Here is a 14,736-nt window from a genome sequence, read left to right as displayed (position 1 = left end):
GCAACGGCGGAGTTTTGGTTCGAATTCGTAGAGAGGCATGATATGGCCAATACAACTTCGGCGAAAAAAGCGACCCGCAAGATCGCTAGCCGTACCGCAGTCAACAAGTCCCGCCGCTCGCGCGTTCGTGGCTTTATCCGCAAGGTTGAAGAAGCGATCGCAACGGGTGACGTATCCGTCGCTGCTGCTGCTCTGAAGGCAGCTCAGCCGGAAATCGCACGCGCTGCAACAAAGGGCGTCCTTCACAGCAACACGGCGTCCCGCAAGGTCTCGCGCCTGGCAGCTCGCGTCAAGGCACTCTCCGCCTAATATCACCTTTAGCGTGCATGCATCAAAAGCCTGGTCGGTCGACCGGGCTTTTTGTGATTCTCGGCCCTTTGTACTTCGTTAACCGGCTCAGTAACGGTTACGTGTCAGGTGCGTGACAGATTTTCCCGATGAATTACAAAGGCTTATGAGAGGTCTGCCCAAGTCTGGCGGCAATTCCGCCAACCCGCCGCCTGCTTTTTGAGTCAAGGTTTTTTTTATTTTTTCTCTGAATCGTACCATCAGAAATAGATGGATTTTGAATCCCATTGATTCAACTGGGATTCTTCTCCGCAACCCTCCGGCCATTCAAATCGCACCCGGAGAGTCAACGGTCGCGCTCGGATTTTGCGTAAAATTCATCATTGATCTTGCCATTTGATCCTGCCTAAATGGCTTTTAGCGAGAGGCATGGAGATCACTCCTAGAGCCTGCCGACAACCGCCCGACACCGAGCGGCCCGGGGACTTTAAGCAGCTTGCGGCGAGATGTTTTTCTCGTTTCCTTATTTAACCGATGGTTGCAAGCCGGAAATTGGCTTTTCCGGCAACAGCTGAACTTATGCGTGACGGGGCCGACTGGGGAGTCGGAAGAAGGCAGTGGGAAGTCAGCGGCTCTTCATAACGAGGATGGAGCGTGCGCTGAGTTGCGGGTTGGCTCCCGCAGGTCTGGATCAGACGAGGTGATCCGGATCGATCTTTGATGGTCCGGGCGGTTGGCCTGGAACTTTGATCGATGGGGAAGGGCAGTCATCGTTTCCTCGCGGAGACGGGCTGTCGGACGTAGTTAAAAAGAATGTGTCCTGGCGGGAAACAGAACCGCCGGGCTCCTATGGAAAAGGCGGCGAATAATGCAAATGAATAACGTATCGGCTCGTGCAACCGGCAACGGGGGCAATGCACGACAGGCGTTTGATTCCGTTTGCGCACAGGCGGCAGGGGAAACACCAGTTATGAAGCATGATGCTCTTTTCGAGCGGTTCAGTGTGCGTCTTAAAGCACAGGTCGGCCAGGATGTTTACGCAAGCTGGTTTGCAAGACTTAAGCTTCACACCGTCTCGAAGAGTGTCGTCAGGCTCACGGTGCCCACGACGTTTCTGAAGTCTTGGATCAACAACCGTTATCTCGATCTGATCACGTCGATCTTCCAGGCGGAAGATGCCGAGATCCTCAAGGTGGAGATCCTGGTCCGCACGGCAACCCGCGCTGCAAAGCCGGTATCGGATGTCCAGGACGGCGTCATTGGCTCGGATGCTCCGGCACCTGTCGCGTCGCAACGCCCATCTGCACCGCGTGAGATCGGCAAGATCGCCACGTTCCCGACTGCCGCGTCCACCCCGGTTCGCCAGTCCTCGCAGCCCGGCCCGTTGTTCGGTTCGCCACTCGACAGCCGTTATACGTTCGACACGTTCGTTGAAGGCGCCTCGAACCGCGTGGCGCTTGCCGCTGCCAAGACGATTGCGGAAGCCGGTGCCGGTGCCGTGCGTTTCAACCCGCTGTTTATTCATTCCGGTGTCGGTCTCGGCAAGACCCACCTTCTGCAGGCCATCGCCAACGCCGCCGTCGGCAGCCCCCGCATGCCGCGCGTGGTCTATCTCACCGCCGAATATTTCATGTGGCGTTTCGCAACCGCGATCCGCGACAATGATGCCCTGACGCTCAAGGACAGCCTGCGCCATATCGATCTGTTGATCATCGACGACATGCAGTTCCTGCAGGGCAAGATGATCCAGAACGAATTCTGCCATCTGCTCAACATGCTGCTCGACAGCGCCAAGCAGGTCGTGGTTGCTGCCGACCGCGCGCCTTGGGAACTGGAATCGCTCGATCCGCGGGTTCGCTCGCGTCTGCAGGGCGGCGTGGCCATCGAGGTCGAGACGCCGGATTACGATATGCGCATGGAAATGCTCAAAGGTCGTCTCGCGGCTGCCCAGCAGGATGATCCATCGCTCGATATCCCGCACGAAATTCTCGATCACGTCGCACGCAGCGTCGTCAGCACCGGTCGCGAACTGGAAGGCGCGTTCAACCAGCTGCTGTTCCGTCGCTCGTTTGAGCCGAACCTCTCGATCGAGCGCGTCGACGAGCTTCTCGCCCATCTGGTCGGCGCCGGGGAAGCAAGGCGCGTCCGGATCGAGGATATCCAGCGCGTCGTGGCACGCCATTACAACGTCTCGCGGCAGGAACTGGTCTCCAACCGCCGCACCCGCGTCATCGTCAAGCCGCGCCAGGTCGCCATGTACCTCTCGAAAACCATGACGCCGCGCTCCTTCCCGGAAATCGGCCGTCGGTTTGGTGGCCGCGACCATACGACCGTGCTGCATGCGGTTCGCAAGATCGAGGACCTGATCTCGGGCGACAGCAAGCTCAGCCACGAGGTCGAGCTTCTGAAGCGCCTGATCAACGAAAACAATCTGTGATCATCGACTGACCGACCGAAGCCGGCTCTTACCCATCGGATGAGAGCCGGTTTTTGTTTGTCCGGGCGTTGACGGGATTTGGCTTCTGGCGCACACCAATCTTTCTGGTGTGCGAGGAGCGTGTCGTGTTTCTTTTATCCGTGGCGACCATCTGGGCTGTCGCCTGCATTACCCCCGGGCCAAATACGCTGCTGGTGATCCGCTATTGCCTCACAGCACCGCGCAAGGTTGCCATTACGGCAGCCATGGGAACGATTACCGGAACATGCCTGTGGGGCTTTGCGGGCTGGCTCGGGATCAATGCCCTGTTTCAGGCAGCTCCCTTCGCCTATGTCGCGCTGAAGATCGTCGGCGGTCTTTATCTCGTATGGCTTGGCCTGCGCGTCTTCATGGATGTCCGGAAGGCCCGGACAACACCCGAATTTGCCCCCACAGAACGCGAGATACCGCTGAGGAAGGCTTACCGACTGGGGCTTGCGACCAACCTCGCCAACCCGAAATCGGCTCTCTTCGTTGCCTCGCTGTTTGCCGCTACCATGCCGGCGGGCACGCCGTTTCTCTACGGGCTAGCGGCAATCGCTGTCATGGTCGCGGTTTCGGCCTGTTACTATACGTTTCTGGTCGGCCTGATCACCCATCCGCGGGTAGCGAGCGCCTATCTCAAGGCCAAGCAGAAGATCGACCTCGGCGTTGCCACCGTCTTCGTCGGCTTCGGCACCAAGCTTCTCCTGTCACAGAAGTAAGAGTGATGGCGGAACACGATCAGACCCTCCGCTTCTACGCCGACAATGCGAAGGCCTATGCCGGTTATCGGGAAAAGGCGAACGAGATCCGGCTGGAAGCATTTCTCTCCCGCCTCTCTCCGGGTGCCCGAGTTCTGGAACTTGGCTGCGGCAATGGCCGCGACAGCGGTTTCATGATTGAACGCGGCTTTGACGTCACCCCGACGGATGGCGTTGCGGAAATGGCAGAGCAAGCCTCGCGCCGTCTGGGGCGCACGGTTGCGGTACTGCGCTTCGGGGATATCGCCAGCGTGGCGGCCTATGACGGCGTCTGGGCCAATGCCTGCCTTCTCCACACGCCGATAAACGATCTTGCCGATATCCTTGCCCGCATCCATCGGGCGCTGCGCCCTGGCGGCATTTTCTACGCAAGCTATAAGACTGGCGGCGAAGAGATGACGGATGCGATAGGTCGCTATTACAACAACCCGTCGCGGCCCTGGCTCGAACAGGCCTACAGGACCGTCACGTGGTCATCGCTCGAGATAAGCACGAACGACGGCAGCGGCTATGATGACCGGCCGACCGAATGGCTGCATGTGACGGCGGTAAAGGCCTAGTCAGCAGGCGAGGTCGGCAACGACAGCATCGAGGATCAGCATGCCGGACGGCGTGCAGCGCAGCCTGGAATTTCCCAGCCGCTCGATAAAGCCGTGTTCCAGAAGCCGCTCTTCGCGGACCGGGTCCGGATCGCGGCCGGAAAGCTCCTGCCAGCGCGCCAGGTCGACGCCTTCGGTCAGGCGCAGTCCCATCAGAAGCAACTCGTCCGCCTGCTCGTCGAAGCCTAGCAGTTCCTGGTCGACCATGCCGTGGCCTTGTGTCTCGACCTGGTCCAGCCAGGTTTCCGGACGTCGCTCGGTGGCGGTGGCGATCTTGTCGCGTCCCCGCGTCAGGCGACCATGCGCACCAGGGCCGATGCCGGCATAGTCGCCATAGCGCCAGTAGGTCAGGTTGTGCCGGCTTTCAGCACCCGGCTTGGCGTGGTTGGAAACCTCGTAGGCCGGCATGCCATGCGCGGCCGTGATCTCCTGCGTCGCCTCGTAGAGCAGCGCCGACTGCTCATCATCTGGAACGATCAGCTTGCCGGCCTTGTGCAGGCCGTAGAACGGCGTGCCTTCCTCGATCGTCAGCTGATAGAGGGAAAGGTGATCGACGGCATAGGAAATGGCCTGCTTCAGCTCCGCTTCCCAGGCCTCCACCGTCTGCTTGGGACGGGCGTAGATCAGGTCGAACGACATGCGCGGAAAGATCTCGCGTGCCAGCTTGATCGCCTTCAGCGCGTCTGCCACGTCATGCAGTCGGCCGAGGAATTTGAGATCCGTATCATTGAGCGCCTGCACGCCCATCGAGACCCGGTTGATGCCGGCAGCCCGGTAGCCGCGGAAGCGTTCCGCCTCGACGCTTGAAGGGTTCGCCTCCATGGTGATCTCGATGCCGTCAGGCACATGCCAGTGCTGCGCGATCCCATTGAGGATCGCCCCGACGGTTGAAGGATCCATCAGCGAAGGCGTGCCGCCGCCCAGAAAAATGCTCGTGACCGTCTTCGGCCCGCTCATCTTCCGCATCGTTTCCATCTCTTTCAGAAACGCGGCGGTGTAGCGGAGCTGATCCACGGGCTGGTGGCGGACATGGCTGTTGAAATCGCAATAGGGGCATTTGGCCGCGCAAAACGGCCAGTGCACGTAAACGCCGAAGCCCGGCTCACCCGTGTCGGGTAGCAGCATGCCGGGAAAAAGGGGAGCGACGGCGTTCAATGGGGATCAGGCCTCCAGGCAGGTTTCAACGAACAGCTTGAAGGCACGCGCCCGGTGCGAAAGCGCATCTTCATCGCCGGGCTTCCAGCCGTGCTTTTCCTCGCTGGTCATTTCACCAAACGTGGTCTTATGGCCTTCCGGCTGGAAGATCGGGTCGTAACCGAACCCGGCATCACCCCGCGGCGGCCAGGCGACAACGCCCTCGACATCGCCGCGGAAGAGTTCGGTGTGGCCATCCGGCCAGGCAAGGCAGAGAACGCTCACAAAACGGCAGCTGCGCTTGTCGGGCGTGGTCGCACCCTTTTCCTGCAGCGCGTCTTCCACCTTCTGCATCGCCATCGCGAAATCACGGCTGCCATCCTCGCGCTCGGCCCAGTTGGCGGTATAGACACCGGGAGCACCGTCCAGCGCATCGATGACGATGCCGCTATCGTCGGAAAGGGCGGGCAGGCCGGACGCCTTGGCAGACGCAAGCGCCTTGATCGCCGCATTTTCCTCGAATGTCGTGCCGGTCTCGTCCGGTTCCTCGAACTTCAGTTCGGCTGCGGACTTTGCCGAAAAGCCGAACGGACCGATCAATTCGGCAATCTCACGGATCTTGCCGGCATTGTGGCTGGCAACGACGATCGTTTTCGTCTCAAGCTTGCGCATGAAGGTTCCTATAGATTCCAGAGCCTCGGCTCTGCGCATTCCAGACTGTTGCCGGCCGGGTCGCGGAAATAGAGGGATCGGGCGCCGGTTGGCCAGCGAAAATCGCTTTCAATCACGATGCCCGCCTTGTTGAGCTTTTCGACCATTCTGTCAATCGCCGGGCCGTCCATACGAAAGCACACATGCCCCGGTCCTGTCGTGCCATGCGGCGGAACCGGCAGCGCATCATCAGGCGGCGACTTCAGCGTCTCGGCGCGATTGAAGATCAACAGGATGCCGGGTCCGCATCGGTAAAACACGTGGCGATCGCCGGCCCGCAGCACCCGCTCAAGCCCGAGCAGTTCACCGTAAAAGGCTTCCGCCGCATCGAGATCATCGACATAGAGCGCTGTTTCGAGAATGCCGTCGATCAAAACAGTGGCTCCCTTGTCTGATGCTGCCCCGCCATGAAGGCGGGGGAGGAGGTTCGATCGAGAGGTAGTCTCTCTGGAAAGGAAGACTGCCCCTCGCAACTCTTGGATCAGCCAGCGTTGAAATCAGCCGCCGATCGCCTGCTTCTGCAGAGCTACCAGTTCCCGGGTGCCGTCCTGTGCCAGCGACAGCAGGTTGAGGAATTCCTCCTGGCTGAAGGGAGCACCCTCGGCCGTGCCCTGAATCTCGACGATGCCGCCGCTACCCGTCATGACGAAATTCGCGTCTGTCTCGGCGGCCGAATCTTCGAGATAGTCGAGATCGATGACCGGCTGGCTTGCAAAGATGCCGCACGAGATCGCCGCGACATGGTCTTTCAGAACCTTGTCGAGTTTGATCATCGAGCGGGTATCCATCCATTTCAGGCAATCATACAGCGCCAGCCAGCCGCCGGTGATGGCCGCCGTACGGGTGCCGCCATCGGCCTGGATCACGTCGCAGTCGATGGTGATCTGCTTTTCGCCAAGCGCGGAAAGATCGACCACGGCACGCAGCGAACGGCCGATCAGGCGCTGGATTTCCTGGGTGCGGCCGCCCTGCTTGCCGGTCGCAGCCTCGCGCTTCATCCGGTCGCCGGTGGCGCGCGGCAGCATTCCGTATTCGGCGGTGACCCAGCCCTTGCCGGAATTGCGCAGCCACGGCGGCGTCTTTTCTTCAAGGCTTGCGGTGCACAGAACATGGGTATCGCCGAACTTGACGAGACAGGAGCCCTCGGCATGCTTGGAGAAATTGCGCTCGAACGAAATCTTGCGCATCTGATTTGTCTGTCTGCCTGAAGGCCGCATCCGTCACTCCCTGGATTATTGTTTCCGCCTTCTAAGGCTCGGAGCCGGCATTTGCAAAGAATTTCCCTTTTGCGGATGCGCAAGTGAGCGACTATATCTGGGAGATGAGATCAGCAGGATGGTAAAGGGGCCAATGGTATTTCCGGGACTGACGGGTCGCGACAACGGCTCCGTGCTTGATGATCGTTCGCGGGAAATCTTTCGCCGCATCGTGGAAAGCTATCTGGAATCCGGCGAGCCGGTCGGTTCGCGCAATCTGTCGCGACTTCTGCCCATGTCGCTGTCGCCAGCCTCCGTGCGCAATGTCATGAGCGATCTGGAAGAGCTCGGCCTCATCTACTCGCCGCATATCAGTGCAGGCCGCATGCCGACCCAGACAGGGCTGCGGTTCTTTGTCGATGCCTTCATGCAGGTCGGCAATCTCTCGGAAGAAGACCGCGCCAGCATCGACCGGCAGATCCGTCCGCCCGATCGCGATCAGACGCTCGAAAACCTGATGGCCGATGCGAGCCTTATGCTGTCTGGCGTCTCGCGCGGCGCCGGCATCGTCATCACCGCCAAGAACGATCCGGTCCTCAAACATGTCGAGTTCATCCGCCTGGAGCCCACCAAGGCGCTGGCCGTCCTTGTTGGCGATCATAATCAGGTGGAGAACCGGATTATCGACCTGCCCGCAGGCGTGACCTCGTCGCAGCTCGGCGAGGCCGCAAATTTCCTCAACGCGCATCTCGCCGGCCAGACGCTGCCGGAATTCCGCGGCCAGATGAAAATGCTGAAGGAACAGGTCGCAAGCGAGCTTCACACGCTGTCGCATGATCTGGTGGAGCGAGGCCTCGCCTTCTGGTCGGGTGATCAGGAAGATGGAAAGCCGGGCCAGCTCATCGTGCGCGGCCGGGCAAACCTTCTCGAAGGTCTGGCTGACGTCAGCGATCTCGATCGGCTGCGTCTGCTGTTTGACGATCTCGAAAAGAAGGACAGCCTGATCGAGATCCTCGACCTTGCCGAAAAGGGACCGGGCGTGCGGATCTTTATCGGTTCGGAAAACAAACTGTTCTCCCTGTCCGGCTCCTCGCTCATCGTTGCGCCCTATCGTGACGGCGAGGAACGCATCGTCGGCGCGGTCGGCGTGATCGGCCCAACCCGGCTGAATTACTCGCGCATCGTGCCCATGGTGGATTACACGGCGCAGCTGCTTGCAAGGCTATCCCGCTAGGATGTTCCCAAGCCCTTGATTTTTTCGCCCCGAACCTCGATATCGGGCGCAACCACCCTTCCAGATTCCAATACGCACCGGAGACCGTCATGACCGACGAAACCAAGAAGAACGGACCTGACGCAGCTGCTGTCGAAAACACGGCGGAAGCCGTGGCGTCCGCTCTCGAAGACGCCGCCGATCAGAGCGCAGGGGAAGCCTTCTTCGCGCAGGAGCCCGATCCGATCGATGTGCTCAAGGCTGAAAATTCCGATCTGCGCGATCGCTTCATGCGGCTTGCCGCTGAAATGGACAACCTTCGCCGACGCACCGAGCGTGAAGTAAAGGATGCCAAGTCCTACGCCGTCTCGGGCTTTGCCCGCGACATGCTGGCCGTCTCGGACAATCTGCGCCGCGCGCTCGACACTGTCCCGGCAGACAAGCGTGCCGGAGCCGATGCGACGCTGACGAGCCTGCTTGAAGGCGTCGAAATGACCGAGCGTGGCATGCTGTCGACACTCGAGCGGCATGGCGTCAAGAAGATCGATGCCGAAGGCGAGAAGTTCGATCCGAACTTCCATCAGGCCATGTTCGAGATCCCGAATGCGGACGTACCCAACAACACTGTCATGCAGGTCGTCCAGGCCGGCTTCATCATTGGCGAACGCGTCTTGCGCCCGGCCATGGTCGGCGTCGCCAAGGGCGGCCCGAAGGTTGAAGCAGCGGCGGCTGAAGACAAGAAAGACTGAGCTCCTTAGAGCCTTTCCAAGAAAAATGGGCGCCTCGGGCGCCCATTTGCGTTTGGCGACCGCGGGTAAGGATCAGTGCGTCGTATCCAGCGAAACATGCGCCAGGGAACGGATCAGGGCCAGTTCCGAATTGAGATGGGCTCGGGTCTTCTTGTCCGCATCGCCGATCAGTCCCTCCTGACCATCGGCAATTTTGAAGATTGCATCGAGCTCATCGAGAAGATGGGGATCCTTGATCGCCAGCAGGATGATGACCGCCTTGAGCAGTCTGTCATTCGCAGCGATCCTGGCACGTATGTCGTCATTCATGTCTATCTCCTTCAACGGGAAAGACATGTGGCGTATTTGACAAAAGGCAATTCTAAAGAGGGCTCGAAAACAAGATTAGCCGCTCCATTCGAGGGCGAACGGGCGGCTTTACTCTATAGAAAAGGAGTATAGAGCCGCTTCAGGCGGCGTGGTTTGCCTGTTCTGCATTCAGAAAGGCGTAGATTGCCGACGCGGAATCGGTCTTGCGAAGCTTGGCAACGAGATCTTGATCGCGCAATACGCGGGCAATACGCGAAAGCGCCTTCAGGTGGTCGGCCCCGGCGCCCTCTGGTGCGAGCAGCAGGAAGACAAGATCGACCGGCTCGTCATCAAGCGCTTCGAAGTCGATCGGCGATTCCAGGCGGGCGAACACGCCCTTGATGGACGATATGCTGCTGAGCTTGCCATGTGGGATGGCAATGCCGTGGCCAACGCCCGTCGACCCCAGCCGCTCCCGTTGCAGGATGACGTCGAAGATCTCCCGCTCGGGAACACCCGTCAGCTTGGCCGCTTTCACAGCAAGTTCCTGAAGAAGCTGCTTCTTGGAGGTCACTTTAAGGGCAGGAACAATCGCATCTTGCTGCAGCAAATCCGCCAAAGCCATTCTTATCATCCTTTTGCCGCGAAGGGCGAAGAGAGCGCCAAAGGCGCTCTCCCGAGAGTTTTTAGTTCTTCATACCGGTGGAATCGATCCAACCGATATTTCCGTCATTGCGCCGGTACACGATGTTCAGCTCCTTTCCAGGGCTGCGGAACAACAGGACCGGTTCGTCCGTCATGTCGAGCGCCATCACGGCGGTCGCAACGGACATCGTCATCAACTGCTTCGTGCTTTCCGCAACGATGGTCGGTGCGAAATCGTCCGGCACGTCGTCTTCTTCATCCGGTACACGGTCCATGACCGTGTAAGCCACTTCGGAAAAACCGTTCGCGTGATTGCCGGCGTGATGGTCCTTCAGTCGACGCTTGTAGCGACGAAGGCGTTTTTCGATCCGCTCCGCTGCAGCATCGAAACTTGCCTGTGGATCATTCGCTTCTCCGGCCGCATGCAGGACGATCCCGGTATCGAGATGCACCTTGCAATCTGCCGAAAAACGCGAGCCGGACTTCTCGACGATCACCTGACCCGAATACCCCCCGTCGAAGTATTTGGTCACTGCACCGCCGATGTGGTCCTCGATCTTCTGTCGAAACGAGTCGCCGATTTCCATATGTTTACCGGATACACGCACACTCATGGAGTTACTCCTTATTGTCGTGACTTGCATGTTCCAGTCTACGCCAACCGGCCTCTTGATCCAAGCGGTTCACGAATGGCAGGGCCAAATTGGTTTGGGAATTGGTTTAGATCCCGTGTCGCCCGGTCAGGGTGCGGCGGGTCTCTAAACTGCCATTAACGGAATGTCAATCTGTGCGGCACGTGTGGCGAATACCGGGTCGCCTATGACTGCCCTCGATATGTGAGGCTAGAACGCTGCCAGTCTCGCGATGGCGCGCTTTTCCCGCCTGCGTTGCACCGATGACGGAATGTTCATCGCCTCGCGATATTTCGCCACCGTCCGGCGCGCAAGTTCGACACCGCCCTGTTTGAGGCTGATGACAATGTCGTCATCCGACAGGACGGCACTCGGCAGCTCCTGAGAAATCAACAACCGGATGCGATGCCGCACCGATTCGGCCGAATGGGTGTCTCCACCTTCTTCCGCCGAGCCGATCGACACTGTGAAGAAGTATTTCAGTTCGAACAGGCCGCGTGGCGTCAGCACATACTTGTTGGAGGTGACGCGGCTGACGGTGGATTCGTGCATCTTGATGGCCTCTGCCACCGTCTTCAGGTTGAGCGGTCGCAGGTGATCGACGCCGTGCAGCAGGAAGGCATCCTGCTGGCGTACGATCTCGCTTGCCACTTTCATGATCGTCTTGGCGCGCTGGTCGAGGCTGCGGGCGAGCCAGTTCGCCGTCTGCATGCAGTCCGACAGAAAATTGTGATCTTCGCCGTTCTTCGGGCAGTGTTTGGAGACCGTGTTGAAATAGGTCTGGTTGACCAGAACGCGCGGCAGGGTATCGGGATTGAGTTCGACGTTCCATCCACCATCAAGCGATGGCCGGACCACGACATCAGGTGAGATAGACTGCGAGAACCCGCCCTCGAAGCCTGCACCCGGCTTCGGGTTGAGCTTGCGGATTTCAGCCATCATGTCGATCAGATCTTCGTCGTCCACGCCGCAGATCTTGCGCAGAGACGCAAAGTCACGCTTGGCGAGAAGATCGAGGTGATCGATCAGCGCTGCCATGGCCGGGTCCAGCCGGTCGTTCTGGCGCAGCTGGATCGCCAGGCATTCGCTCAGGCTACGGCAAAATACCCCGGGTGGATCGAAGGTTTGCAGCTGAATGAGAACGGCCTCTACCGCCTCCGGCGCCTTGCCGATACGGGCCGCGACCTCTTCGATGTCGCCCTGGAAATAGCCGGCATCGTCCAACTGGTCGAGCAGGTCCTGGGCGATCAACCGGTCGCCCGGGGTGGTCACCACGAAAGGCAGCTGTTGTCCGAGATGATCGCGCAGGGTCACCTGACCCGCAACGAAATCGTCGAGGTCGTAGTCCTCGCCGGCATCGCCGCCGGGCATCGATTTCCACTGGCCGAGAAGTTCGGGCGCGTCCGGCCGCTGTGCCGGTGCGTCGTCGGGAAACACGTTTTCAAGGCTGGCATCGAGGTGATCGCCAAGCTTGGCCGTGCCGTCGCGGGTTGCGCTCTCATACCAGTCGAGGGAGCCGACATCGGCTTGCGCCGCCGATTGGCCTTCGAACTGTCCGTCATCCTCGCGCGAACCGGAAAATTCCAGATCGCGGGGATCAAGCGCGCCTAAATCCGCATCACCATCGCCGTCGCCTGCCGCTATTTCGAGCAGCGGATTTTTCTCGACTTCCTGGGCGATGAACTGGTTGAGTTCAAAATGCGTCATCTGCAGCAGCTGAATGGACTGCATCAGCTGCGGTGTCATCACCAGCGATTGGCTCTGTCGCAGAAAAAGACTGGCAGATAACCCCATGGCGGACCCGAAACTCCCGTGATCTCCTTAAAATCATGCGGTCATCGCACGATAGTCGAGAGGAAGACACCGAGATTATCGGTGCCATCCTTCAACTGGCACAAGAATTGCTTTTTTGATAGATTTGGTCAAGCGGCACGAAGCGGGAAAGTAGATTCTTTCTGGCCTCAGAGGCTGAACTTGTCGCCAAGGTAAAGACGACGAACATCCGGATTGTTGACGATATCGTCGGCCCTGCCATGCGTCAGGACTTCGCCTGCGTGAATAATGTAGGCGCGATCGATGAGACCAAGCGTTTCGCGGACGTTGTGATCCGTTATCAGTACCCCGATACCGCGCGCCGTCAAGTGGCGAACCAGGTTCTGGATGTCGGAAACGGAAATCGGGTCGACACCGGCAAACGGCTCGTCCAACAGCATGAAGGCAGGGTCGGTCGCCAGCGCGCGGGCGATCTCGAGGCGACGCCGTTCGCCACCCGACAACGCGACAGCCGCGGACTTGCGCAACTGGCTGATGTGGAATTCTTCCAGCAACTCGTCGAGCTTCGCTTCGCGCTTGTCGCGGTTCGGTTCGTGCACTTCCAGAACGGCGCGAATGTTGTCTTCGACGGACAGTCCGCGAAAGATCGAGGCTTCCTGGGGCAGGTAGCCGACGCCGAGACGCGCGCGCCGATACATCGGCATATGCGTCACCTCGTTGCCATTGATGGCAATCATGCCCTCATCGACAGGCACAAGCCCGGTGATCATGTAGAAACACGTCGTCTTGCCGGCGCCGTTCGGTCCGAGCAGGCCGACAGCCTCGCCCTTGCGCACGACCAGCGATACGCCATTCACCACGCGCCGCGTGTCATAGGTCTTGGAAAGACCATGCGCCACCAGCGTACCCTCATAGCGCGCCTTGTCGCGTGCAATGAAAGGTTCGGTCACGGGCGACCGGTCGGCAGACCGGTTGGAGAGGAAAGGTATTTTCAAGGGCTTGGATTTCTATTGCTTAGGTCGCGACTTCGGGTCGAGCATGATTTCCACGCGGCCACCGCAGGAATCGAGCTTCGCCTGTCCGGTCGCCATCTGCACGGTCAGCTTGCAGCCGCGAAACACGTTGGCGCCTTCGGAAAGCACGACTTGCTTGCCGGAAAGCACGAAGGTCTGCGAGGTCATGTCGAACTCGCCCTTTTCGGCGGTCGCCTGCTGAGTGCCCGAGGTGAGGAAAACGGTGTCGTCGAGAAAGATCTTGTCGATGTCGGTGCTGCCGGAGGTCACCGAAGCGCCTTCACCTTTGTAAAGCACGGTCATCTTGCCGGCCTTCATCGTGGTCGTACCCTGCACCACCTGCACATTGCCGGTGAAGAAGGCACGTTTTTCCTGATCCTTGATTTCCAGCTGGTCGCTCTGGATCTGGATCGGCGCATCGTTGGAAAGCTTCAAGCCTTCCATCTTGCTGCTGGTGGTCTGGGCGGTCGCGCTGAAGGCAAGGCCGAACACGAGTCCGGTGGCCATCACGGCGGAAGAGATACGAAAGAGTCGATTCGTCATTGCGGCCGTGCCCTATTTGCCTTGGTTGCGGATGCGGGCAGGGTCGAGGTCGACCTGAACCTTGCCGATCAGGGTGATTGTGTGTCCCTTATCCGTTATCTTCAGGGAGTTCGCAACAATGGAACCCGCGTCCATGGAGATTTTGACCGGGTCCGGCGTATCCATCAATCCACCCGGTATATCGAGGCGGGCGGATTGGAAGCGCGCAGTAATCCCGTTGGACAAATTAACGTCGAATGGTTTGGTAAGATCCAGCTTGTCGGCGCCACGATCGAAGTCGGCTCCGGCGGCCGTGACACGCGCAACGACCTCGTCATTGATCGGCACGGCCGCCTTGACGTTTTCGAGGCTGATCATGTTCGGGTTCTGGATATCCTGCAATGCGCGGTTGGCAATCATCGAATAGCTGATGCCGTCGCTGTTGCGGCCGGAAATCGCGGGCCGTTCCATGACGATCTTGCCATTTTCGATGCGCGCGCTTTCGATCGACAGGTTTTCCGGCAGATAGGCGCGCACGATCGCCACCCCGATAAAGGCGGCGGAGATGATGGCTGCACTGATCGGCAGGAATATCTTGAGCTTGCGCACCCTTGCGGAATGGGCAAGTGCCGACTGATAGATATCGTCGGGCGACTGCCCGATCGCACGGGAAGCGCCGGCCAGGGCTGGGTTGCGGATATGCTGCAGCATTCTGCTCGTCCGGTCCTTTCCGGCAAGATTTGTCGTAAAGATG

At 59.4% G+C, this 14,736-nt stretch carries 17 protein-coding genes; 6 read left to right on the top strand and 11 right to left on the bottom strand.

What is annotated here, in order from left to right; all coding sequences use genetic code 11:
• Window positions 1-42: 42 nt before the first annotated feature.
• The 4 genes from rpsT (at window position 43) to IFT59_RS17115 (ending at window position 4,067) form a co-directional block, all read left to right on the top strand.
• Complete coding sequence (gene rpsT, locus IFT59_RS17130; protein WP_062454038.1) at window positions 43-309, top strand: 30S ribosomal protein S20; 267 nt, start codon at window positions 43-45, stop codon at window positions 307-309.
• An 847-nt stretch (window positions 310-1,156) separates the two neighbouring features.
• On the top strand, window positions 1,157-2,725 hold the full coding sequence (dnaA, locus tag IFT59_RS17125) for a chromosomal replication initiator protein DnaA (RefSeq protein ID WP_062454037.1): 1,569 nt from the start codon (window positions 1,157-1,159) through the stop codon (window positions 2,723-2,725).
• Window positions 2,726-2,850: 125 nt separating this feature from the next.
• Window positions 2,851-3,468, top strand: a complete 618-nt coding sequence (locus tag IFT59_RS17120; RefSeq protein WP_113167010.1) for a LysE family translocator — start codon at window positions 2,851-2,853, stop codon at window positions 3,466-3,468.
• 2 nt (window positions 3,469-3,470) lie between these two features.
• Entirely contained in the window at window positions 3,471-4,067 is a 597-nt protein-coding gene (locus IFT59_RS17115) for a class I SAM-dependent methyltransferase (RefSeq protein ID WP_446737842.1), read from the top strand.
• Here IFT59_RS17115 and hemW read toward each other — a convergent pair whose 3' ends face one another.
• The 4 genes from hemW to rph form a co-directional block, all read right to left on the bottom strand.
• Window positions 4,068-5,231 (bottom strand): radical SAM family heme chaperone HemW, encoded by a 1,164-nt coding sequence (gene hemW / locus IFT59_RS17110; protein WP_062454924.1) that lies wholly within the window; start codon window positions 5,229-5,231, stop codon window positions 4,068-4,070. It lies immediately after the preceding gene.
• 36 nt (window positions 5,232-5,267) lie between these two features.
• Window positions 5,268-5,912 carry an RdgB/HAM1 family non-canonical purine NTP pyrophosphatase gene (gene rdgB, locus IFT59_RS17105; RefSeq protein WP_062578821.1) on the bottom strand — a complete coding sequence of 215 codons (645 nt, stop codon included), beginning with the start codon at window positions 5,910-5,912 and terminating at the stop codon, window positions 5,268-5,270.
• A gap of 8 nt (window positions 5,913-5,920) precedes the next feature.
• Window positions 5,921-6,325: a VOC family protein gene (locus IFT59_RS17100; RefSeq protein WP_192087615.1), complete on the bottom strand. Its 405-nt coding sequence runs from the start codon at window positions 6,323-6,325 to the stop codon at window positions 5,921-5,923.
• A 123-nt stretch (window positions 6,326-6,448) separates the two neighbouring features.
• Complete coding sequence (gene rph, locus IFT59_RS17095) at window positions 6,449-7,168, bottom strand: ribonuclease PH (RefSeq protein WP_092663772.1); 720 nt, start codon at window positions 7,166-7,168, stop codon at window positions 6,449-6,451.
• Window positions 7,169-7,301: 133 nt separating this feature from the next.
• Here rph and hrcA point away from each other — a divergent pair, with 133 nt between their 5' ends.
• Together hrcA and grpE are read left to right on the top strand one after the other, a co-directional pair.
• Window positions 7,302-8,381, top strand: a complete 1,080-nt coding sequence (hrcA, locus tag IFT59_RS17090; RefSeq protein ID WP_062454032.1) for a heat-inducible transcriptional repressor HrcA — start codon at window positions 7,302-7,304, stop codon at window positions 8,379-8,381.
• An 89-nt stretch (window positions 8,382-8,470) separates the two neighbouring features.
• Entirely contained in the window at window positions 8,471-9,109 is a 639-nt protein-coding gene (gene grpE / locus IFT59_RS17085) for a nucleotide exchange factor GrpE (protein ID WP_062454031.1), read from the top strand.
• Between the two features lie 72 nt (window positions 9,110-9,181).
• Here the strand turns inward: grpE and IFT59_RS17080 are convergent, their stop codons facing one another.
• From IFT59_RS17080 to lptC, 7 genes are all read right to left on the bottom strand, one after another.
• Window positions 9,182-9,418, bottom strand: coding sequence for a hypothetical protein (locus tag IFT59_RS17080; RefSeq protein WP_062454030.1), 237 nt, complete (start codon window positions 9,416-9,418; stop codon window positions 9,182-9,184).
• A gap of 139 nt (window positions 9,419-9,557) precedes the next feature.
• Complete coding sequence (ptsN, locus tag IFT59_RS17075) at window positions 9,558-10,022, bottom strand: PTS IIA-like nitrogen regulatory protein PtsN (protein WP_062454029.1); 465 nt, start codon at window positions 10,020-10,022, stop codon at window positions 9,558-9,560.
• A gap of 61 nt (window positions 10,023-10,083) precedes the next feature.
• Complete coding sequence (gene hpf / locus IFT59_RS17070) at window positions 10,084-10,656, bottom strand: ribosome hibernation-promoting factor, HPF/YfiA family (protein WP_062454028.1); 573 nt, start codon at window positions 10,654-10,656, stop codon at window positions 10,084-10,086.
• Between the two features lie 228 nt (window positions 10,657-10,884).
• On the bottom strand, window positions 10,885-12,468 hold the full coding sequence (gene rpoN, locus IFT59_RS17065; RefSeq protein ID WP_192087614.1) for an RNA polymerase factor sigma-54: 1,584 nt from the start codon (window positions 12,466-12,468) through the stop codon (window positions 10,885-10,887).
• A 167-nt stretch (window positions 12,469-12,635) separates the two neighbouring features.
• Window positions 12,636-13,436: an LPS export ABC transporter ATP-binding protein gene (gene lptB, locus IFT59_RS17060; protein WP_371816128.1), complete on the bottom strand. Its 801-nt coding sequence runs from the start codon at window positions 13,434-13,436 to the stop codon at window positions 12,636-12,638.
• An 18-nt stretch (window positions 13,437-13,454) separates the two neighbouring features.
• Window positions 13,455-14,003, bottom strand: a complete 549-nt coding sequence (locus IFT59_RS17055) for an LptA/OstA family protein (RefSeq protein WP_062454026.1) — start codon at window positions 14,001-14,003, stop codon at window positions 13,455-13,457.
• A 12-nt stretch (window positions 14,004-14,015) separates the two neighbouring features.
• Window positions 14,016-14,693, bottom strand: a complete 678-nt coding sequence (gene lptC / locus IFT59_RS17050; protein ID WP_062578831.1) for an LPS export ABC transporter periplasmic protein LptC — start codon at window positions 14,691-14,693, stop codon at window positions 14,016-14,018.
• Window positions 14,694-14,736 lie beyond the last annotated feature (43 nt).

It is taken from the genome of Rhizobium sp. CFBP 8752, from assembly GCF_014842035.1.
In the GTDB taxonomy this organism is placed as follows: Bacteria; Pseudomonadota; Alphaproteobacteria; order Rhizobiales; family Rhizobiaceae; genus Neorhizobium; species Neorhizobium soli.
The sequence above is the reverse complement of the archived record's forward strand: the minus strand, read 5'-3'. Positions and strand labels throughout refer to the sequence as shown.

Bases quoted from the DNA above. Each gene is read 5' to 3' on its own strand.
- rdgB (WP_062578821.1), bottom strand. From the start codon at position 5,912: ATGCGCAAGCTTGAGACGAAAACGATCGTCGTTGCCAGCCACAATGCC.
- hpf (WP_062454028.1), bottom strand. From the start codon at position 10,656: ATGAGTGTGCGTGTATCCGGTAAACATATGGAAATCGGCGACTCGTTT.
- rph (WP_092663772.1), bottom strand. From the start codon at position 7,168: ATGCGGCCTTCAGGCAGACAGACAAATCAGATGCGCAAGATTTCGTTC.
- IFT59_RS17080 (WP_062454030.1), bottom strand. From the start codon at position 9,418: ATGAATGACGACATACGTGCCAGGATCGCTGCGAATGACAGACTGCTC.
- grpE (WP_062454031.1), top strand. From the start codon at position 8,471: ATGACCGACGAAACCAAGAAGAACGGACCTGACGCAGCTGCTGTCGAA.
- lptC (WP_062578831.1), bottom strand. From the start codon at position 14,693: ATGCTGCAGCATATCCGCAACCCAGCCCTGGCCGGCGCTTCCCGTGCG.
- hrcA (WP_062454032.1), top strand. From the start codon at position 7,302: ATGGTATTTCCGGGACTGACGGGTCGCGACAACGGCTCCGTGCTTGAT.
- ptsN (WP_062454029.1), bottom strand. From the start codon at position 10,022: ATGGCTTTGGCGGATTTGCTGCAGCAAGATGCGATTGTTCCTGCCCTT.
- IFT59_RS17055 (WP_062454026.1), bottom strand. From the start codon at position 14,003: ATGACGAATCGACTCTTTCGTATCTCTTCCGCCGTGATGGCCACCGGA.
- rpsT (WP_062454038.1), top strand. From the start codon at position 43: ATGGCCAATACAACTTCGGCGAAAAAAGCGACCCGCAAGATCGCTAGC.
- hemW (WP_062454924.1), bottom strand. From the start codon at position 5,231: ATGCTGCTACCCGACACGGGTGAGCCGGGCTTCGGCGTTTACGTGCAC.
- rpoN (WP_192087614.1), bottom strand. From the start codon at position 12,468: ATGGGGTTATCTGCCAGTCTTTTTCTGCGACAGAGCCAATCGCTGGTG.
- dnaA (WP_062454037.1), top strand. From the start codon at position 1,157: ATGCAAATGAATAACGTATCGGCTCGTGCAACCGGCAACGGGGGCAAT.